The following is a 5,788-nucleotide window of genomic DNA, read 5'->3' as shown; positions in this document are numbered from 1 at the left end:
GGCCAGCGTATTCCATCAGGGACAGCAGGCGTACGCCTGACATCAAAGTCCGGATGTATGGCTGCAATCGATGCCTTCGAACCGTCACTCACCGCGAACCTGGCAAAACGGGGGCGTCCATGTATGAGTGGAATACGTTTCGAAATCTGCTTCAGGGCGAGATGCTGTTCGCGCGGCGCGACCTCGACGGTGTCACGCAATACGGAACGGAAGAGCTGGACTTCTCCAATCTCGTAGCAGTTCAACGACACCTAATGGAGGTTACGGCTCGCTTGTCCAAAGAGATGGCTCCAGGCCAGCCGACGCCAGAGGACACATATGCAGTTCTGCAACATGCGGAACTCTCGCTTCAATATCGGAAGGCGCTTTGGCTGAACGGCAAATCGGTAGGCAAATTGAGAGCAAGAATGTTGCGAACCCCGCTGCTATAGATGAATTCGCCCCATTGCCGGCACGTGGGATGTTGGCCGGCGCCATGTCGGAATTCGATTAGAGAACTGCACTAATTTGCTGCTGGTCGAGAGATATGGTTGCAATGATGGACTCAAATTCCACCATCAAATCCGGATGGTGTTGGCCAACATATTGCCGTGCAGATTCGTTTTCAAGGAGCTTGGCGAGGTATCCTTTCGCAAGTACCAAATTCAACACGTCCTGGCCGTAGGTCTGTTCCACGAGCTTGTACTGCCCCTGTAGATTGCTCATTTCCCGCTCCATTCTGGCCATCTGCTCAGGATTAACTCCGGTGAGCTTGCGCGGCTTCTTTTCATCCACAAGACGCGCCGCTGGCGTTGCCACCAATAATGCCTCCGCGTAGGACACTGACACATTGTTCGCGGCCACCATCAGTTCAACACATTCGACCTGCCGAGTGGGTTTCATTTTGCGAAGCGCGCGGACAACTTCTGTTGAGAACTGCCTGTCTCCCAGGAGCTCTGCCGCTTCCGGACAAATGCCGTCGAGCAATGACATCTTCTTTACTATTTGCGACACATTGACGGAAAGAGCTTTCGCCAGTCGTTCAGGTGAAACGCCTCGCTCAATCGCGCGCCGTATCATGTGGTGCTCCTGCACTGTGGATAGACGATTAACACGGTTGTTATAGGTGTAGCTCTCGTCGTCGGTCGCGACAAGACAAGCGACCTGCTCGTGACCCAGCGCCTGGATAGCGAGTAAGCGTAGATGCCCGTCCAGCAGGACGTGCTGTCCGGACGACTGGTTCGTCGGCGCTACCGAGAGCGGTTCGATAAGGCCCACCTCCTCAATGGAGGCCTTAATCTGCTTGAACTTTCGCGATTCAGCCACGGGGGTTGGTATTCTTCGCGAAGGCAAGATGCCGGCGACCGGCAGTGACAACGGCTCGGGGATGAACCCGAGAATTACGCCTGTCATATGGCACTCCCGCTCGGCCAAACTCGTTCGGCAAGATACTTCGGCAAACTTGCCAGTCCCTCGGCGCGCAACAGATTAACGAAATTCTCGTCGGCAAACAGTTGCCGCAATGCGCCAACCACAAATAGCAACCTCTGCTGCGCGAACTCCGCTTTTCTCACCATTGCTTTCTGGCGTTCGACCTCACGCTCATACGTCCGTACGAGACTAGACGTCGTGATGGTGGCGGACATCTTCGGCATATGGCGCGCCGTGCTCTTTCCAAGTGCCTTTCTGCGCTCGATGATGCGGCGAGCAGTCATCAGTTGCTTGCCCCTCAATTTTCCGGACTCGTAGGCCTCTTGGAGCGCCGCTTGTATTTCAGCGTCGTCGTCGCCAGCGCCGACAATCATAAGAGCTGCGTTGAGGGGAACGAGACCCTTCTCCACCGCAACCACCAGTCGCTCTTCTCCCTGGCGCAGCAGCGTGAGGATGCCGTGCACGTAGGTCGATGTGAGACCCGTTTTTTCGGCAATGACTTTCGGAGAATAACCCTGCTCCTGCAGCTGCCGAATGCCCACGAGCCGTTCGATGGGCCTACACTGTCGGCGCGCGATGTTTTCCGTCAGGCTCATTACGTACGCATCCTCGTCGCTCACATGCACCACGAGTGCGGGGATGGTCGCTTCCCCGAGCGTGCGAAACGCTTTCAATCGCCCCTCGCCACATACAAGCAGATATTTTTCTATCCCCCCAGTTGTCACGCGTGGGGTGACCAGGATAGGTTTCTTCAGGCCGATGGTCTTGATGTTGTCGACGATTTCATTGAAGACTCGACCATTGCGCTCTCTCGGATTAATGACTTCAATCTGAGAGACCGGAATCATCCGAATTTCTCCGGGCTGCTGTCGCGAGTTCACGCTACTCTCCTGAGACGAGCGCGCTCGGCCATTCCATACAAGTAGTCCAGCGTGTCAAATCGATAGCTCTCAAACTCAATTGGATTTTGGTCGGCGAGATGAATACGGGGTTGCCCAAAATCGAGATGCGGTAAGAGGTAGTAGTCGAGTGTCGATGCGTTCGCCTGGTCGAGCCGAACCGCAACAGTGATGTCCGGCAGAAGACTCGTATCGAAGCGCACCTTCCAATGATTTCGGCCGTTGCCGTGCGCCTGACACCGTGCGAGCACAATGCATGCTGTGAACTCATCATTCACAGTCAGAAGGTCGGTTGCGGTGTCGCGTATCATCGTGCCGCCCAAATCGGCGATTTTCTTTTCCGTCTGGGCGACGATTTCTGGATGCAGTTTTCGCAGGAAGCGATTGGTCTCGATGTAACGATAGTCGCGACCGGGAGTGAAGCCGACAGTCTGATAGGCTCGGATTAAACTGCCAAATCGATAAACATAGACGGACGTAGAGGGCATGCCATCTGTTTCGTCTATCACCACGCCAGACAGAAATCCGCGGGCGCGGTACAGATTACGCAATCGCTCAATTAACTCTTCGTTCGAGTAGTGCCGCGCTCTCGCTCTCATAATGCCCTGAGCGGTGTAGAACGTCTCACTCGGGACAATTGCCTGAAATGCTCCCTCCTTTCGAATCCACATATCAGGGGTGTTCATCACTCGCATCTTTTTCAGCTTGAATGACACCCGGTTGTATACGTTATTTCCAATGTATTTTTCGTTGGTCAATACCTCCCGTACCGTCGCCCGCGTCCACTCGCGGTCAAGGTCAGTGCGCACATTCATGCCGTTAAGGCGAGCTGCAATCTCGTATTCGTCGAGCGATTCGTCGATAAACCAGTTATAGATTAAATTGACGATTCGCACCTCGCTTTCCGGCCCCGGCATCAGGACAACCCTGTCCGTCTGTAGGCTTTTATGTTCGCCTCGATGCAGCTCCGCTTTCATGAGACCGTGCTCGTCGACCAATACTCGGCGCAACCCATAGCCTGCTGGGCCTCCTTGTCGGAAACCCATTTCAATCAAACGACACTGGCCGGCAAACACCTTTGCAGACAGTTCTCGGCTGTACTCGCCGGCCATTGCGCGCTTCACCCCCTTCACAATGGTCGAGACTGGCGACCCGTCGTTCTCGAACTGCTCGGCGCAGTACGCAACCTGAATTCCTGCACGGCGGCAAATGTATTCGTAGTACGCGCTCTCGTCGGCATCCTGGAATCTGCCCCAACGACTCACGTCATAGACGAGGATGATGCAAAAATCAGCCTTTCCATTCGTCACATCAGAAATGAGATTCTGAAGTGCTTGGCGACCGTCGATTCGAAGACCGCTTTTCCCTTCATCGGCATATGTGCGCACGATGTCGAATCCGCGACGGGTTGCGTAGTCTCGAATCCGGTCGCGCTGATTCTCAGTCGAATACTGCTGGTGTTCCGTGGACATGCGGACGTACTCGGCTGCCCGTCCTGCCAGCGAGCTGGCTACGCTTGGTGCACCTGCGCTGTTGAATGACATTCTCCGCTCCACAACTCAGACACTGACACGCAGCAGGCACCATGCGCAGGGAGAAGCCCGAATGCGGACGCCGCGTCCTCAAGTCGGGGCGTGGCGCTCTAAAGCGAACGGTGACAAGGCAAAGGTAGCAGGCCGGACGCCTACGCGTAACACGTCATCTCTTTGCAATCAGACCGGCGGCGCCGTCGGCGCAGACAACACGGTTATATGAACGGTCCACGCGTCCATCTTTGCAACGTTGGCGTCATCCGCATGGCACAGGACGTAGAAGCCCGAGTCTAGGGACTGCGGACGCCCTGACACGTCCATCTTTGCAATCGCCCTGAAATTCCGCCGTTCGTTGCGCGTCTGCTGCATGCTGCTATTGCGCTCGCGATACGCCGAATGCGAGGCTCGATATTCGCGCCAGTAGCCCGAGTGCCCCGCGCACCACCTGGCCTGCGCCCGTGCCTGGTTGTCGCGATAGTCACTATCGATACGGAGCCGGTGGTTCTGCCAGGCACGTCGTCGAGCTCGCTGGCAAGATTCCGATGAGCAATAGCGCTGACGGGGAACGTGCGGCAGCGGCACAAACGCGGTGCCACAGGCGAGACAGAGGCGTGGGGATTTCATGGGTGCCCTCCAGGCCAGGTTGCGACGAGCGGACGCCGGCGCCTCGACCAGCCACCGACGGCACTGGCGCGGGACGAGATAGAGAGGGGCTTATTCAGTAGCTGCTTCGTTAATCGGCCAGCGCGATTTGCTTGGCGTGTTTGTAGGCCGGGTCTCCGAAACTTGGACATTTCTTGACCGCCGGCGTGCAAGGAGAGGGTTCGTCCACCAGCACAAATCGCTTAAATTGCCTTGCCGGACGCGCAGTTTTTTGCGGTAGCTTGTACAAAGCTGAGAGAGCGGTGCTGGTGGGATAGGACCCGTCCTGTCACAAGCCCAGGCTCGAGTCCGAGGTGGTCTGGACGGTTCGTCTCGACTTATGCGTCCATTTTCTCGCCTTATGGGTCCACCCTCAGCTGGAAGCCCTTATCCCGTAGCGTCAGGCATCAGCTCGCCCCGAGGTCGACTATTCGTGGATTACCTTGTGCGTTCTATACGCGTGACAGTCAAATCCCCTCAATTTCAACACCGTGCTCGGCAAGCCAAGTTCGTCGCCGCTCGAAATCCGGCATCGTTCGTTCGACTCAGCGAAGCAATGTGCTTAGCTGTTCGTATGGGACAACGATTGGATGTTGCAGGAAGTACATGCCGGCACGAGCACACGAGGTGACACGCTCGTTCGGCCTTTCGAACTTGAACGGTCGACCGGCATCCGGTGTCGGCCATATGGTCCTGTGCCCGAAATGCCAAGGTACCTACCCGATCGTTCAGGGCTCCAGCCAGTACACGATTGAAGGCCGCGCCGTTGCGCTGGACAGGATGAAGACTGCATGTGGCGCCTCGCTGATCGCCAGCCAACAAGAATTCCTGGCAAGCGAGTGATGCTATCTGGCTCTAATTAAATCGAGCCTTATCTGCTCCGCGCACATTTCGCGCCGCACAAATGCAAAAACCCCCGCCTTTCGGGCGGGGGTTCTTGGCTTAGGGAGCCTGACGATTACCTACTTTCACACGGGAATCCGCACTATCATCGGCGTAGAGTCGTTTCACGGTCCTGTTCGGGATGGGAAGGGGTGGGACCGACTCGCTATGGTCATCAGGCAAAGGGGGTTGTTCTGCTGGCGTGGCCAACAGAACCAATCTTGGAAGAAGCAGTAATTAGGTTGTGTGTATCACACACGAGAATCCAACCGTCCGACGCGCTCTGTAGCGCGAAACAGACTTGTTATAGGATCAAGCCTTACGGGCAATTAGTATCAGTTAGCTGAACGCATTACTGCGCTTACACACCTGACCTATCAACGTCCTGGTCTCGAACGACCCTTCAAGGGGATCTAGTCCCCA

General features: G+C 56.0%; 5 protein-coding genes and 2 rRNA genes. 2 read left to right on the top strand and 5 right to left on the bottom strand.

Annotated elements, in window-relative coordinates; all coding sequences use genetic code 11:
* Positions 1–431: hypothetical protein (locus tag H0X95_RS36130; protein WP_230878350.1), on the top strand; the 431-nt coding region annotated here is incomplete at its 5' end.
* 58 nt (positions 432–489) lie between these two features.
* Here the strand turns inward: H0X95_RS36130 and H0X95_RS35500 are convergent.
* From H0X95_RS35500 to H0X95_RS35490, 3 genes are read right to left on the bottom strand one after another with little or no spacing between them, the layout of a single operon-like run.
* The gene (locus tag H0X95_RS35500; RefSeq protein WP_196446430.1) at positions 490–1,392 is read right to left on the bottom strand and encodes a plasmid partitioning protein RepB C-terminal domain-containing protein; all 903 of its coding nucleotides are present in this window, start codon (positions 1,390–1,392) and stop codon (positions 490–492) included.
* The gene (locus H0X95_RS35495) at positions 1,389–2,291 is read right to left on the bottom strand and encodes a plasmid partitioning protein RepB C-terminal domain-containing protein (RefSeq protein WP_196446429.1); all 903 of its coding nucleotides are present in this window, start codon (positions 2,289–2,291) and stop codon (positions 1,389–1,391) included. The genes H0X95_RS35500 and H0X95_RS35495 overlap by 4 nt, the downstream gene beginning before the upstream one ends.
* Positions 2,288–3,853 (bottom strand): recombinase family protein, encoded by a 1,566-nt coding sequence (locus tag H0X95_RS35490; RefSeq protein WP_196446428.1) that lies wholly within the window; start codon positions 3,851–3,853, stop codon positions 2,288–2,290. Before H0X95_RS35490 ends, H0X95_RS35495 begins: the two co-directional genes overlap by 4 nt.
* A gap of 1,257 nt (positions 3,854–5,110) precedes the next feature.
* On the opposite strand from H0X95_RS35490, the gene H0X95_RS35485 reads away from it, so the two are divergent.
* Positions 5,111–5,326 carry a PAAR domain-containing protein gene (locus H0X95_RS35485; protein WP_196446427.1) on the top strand — a complete coding sequence of 72 codons (216 nt, stop codon included), beginning with the start codon at positions 5,111–5,113 and terminating at the stop codon, positions 5,324–5,326.
* A 106-nt stretch (positions 5,327–5,432) separates the two neighbouring features.
* Here H0X95_RS35485 and rrf read toward each other — a convergent pair.
* Together rrf and H0X95_RS35475 are read right to left on the bottom strand one after the other, a co-directional pair.
* Positions 5,433–5,545: ribosomal RNA gene (gene rrf, locus H0X95_RS35480) — 5S ribosomal RNA — on the bottom strand.
* Between the two features lie 128 nt (positions 5,546–5,673).
* A 23S ribosomal RNA gene (locus H0X95_RS35475) occupies positions 5,674–5,788 on the bottom strand; the annotation flags it as partial.

The sequence above is a fragment of the Burkholderia sp. 9779_493 genome, assembly GCF_015712215.1.
Taxonomy (GTDB): Bacteria; Pseudomonadota; Gammaproteobacteria; order Burkholderiales; family Burkholderiaceae; genus Burkholderia; species Burkholderia cenocepacia.
Note: the sequence above shows the minus strand (reverse complement) of the source record. Positions and strands in the feature narration are given on the sequence as shown.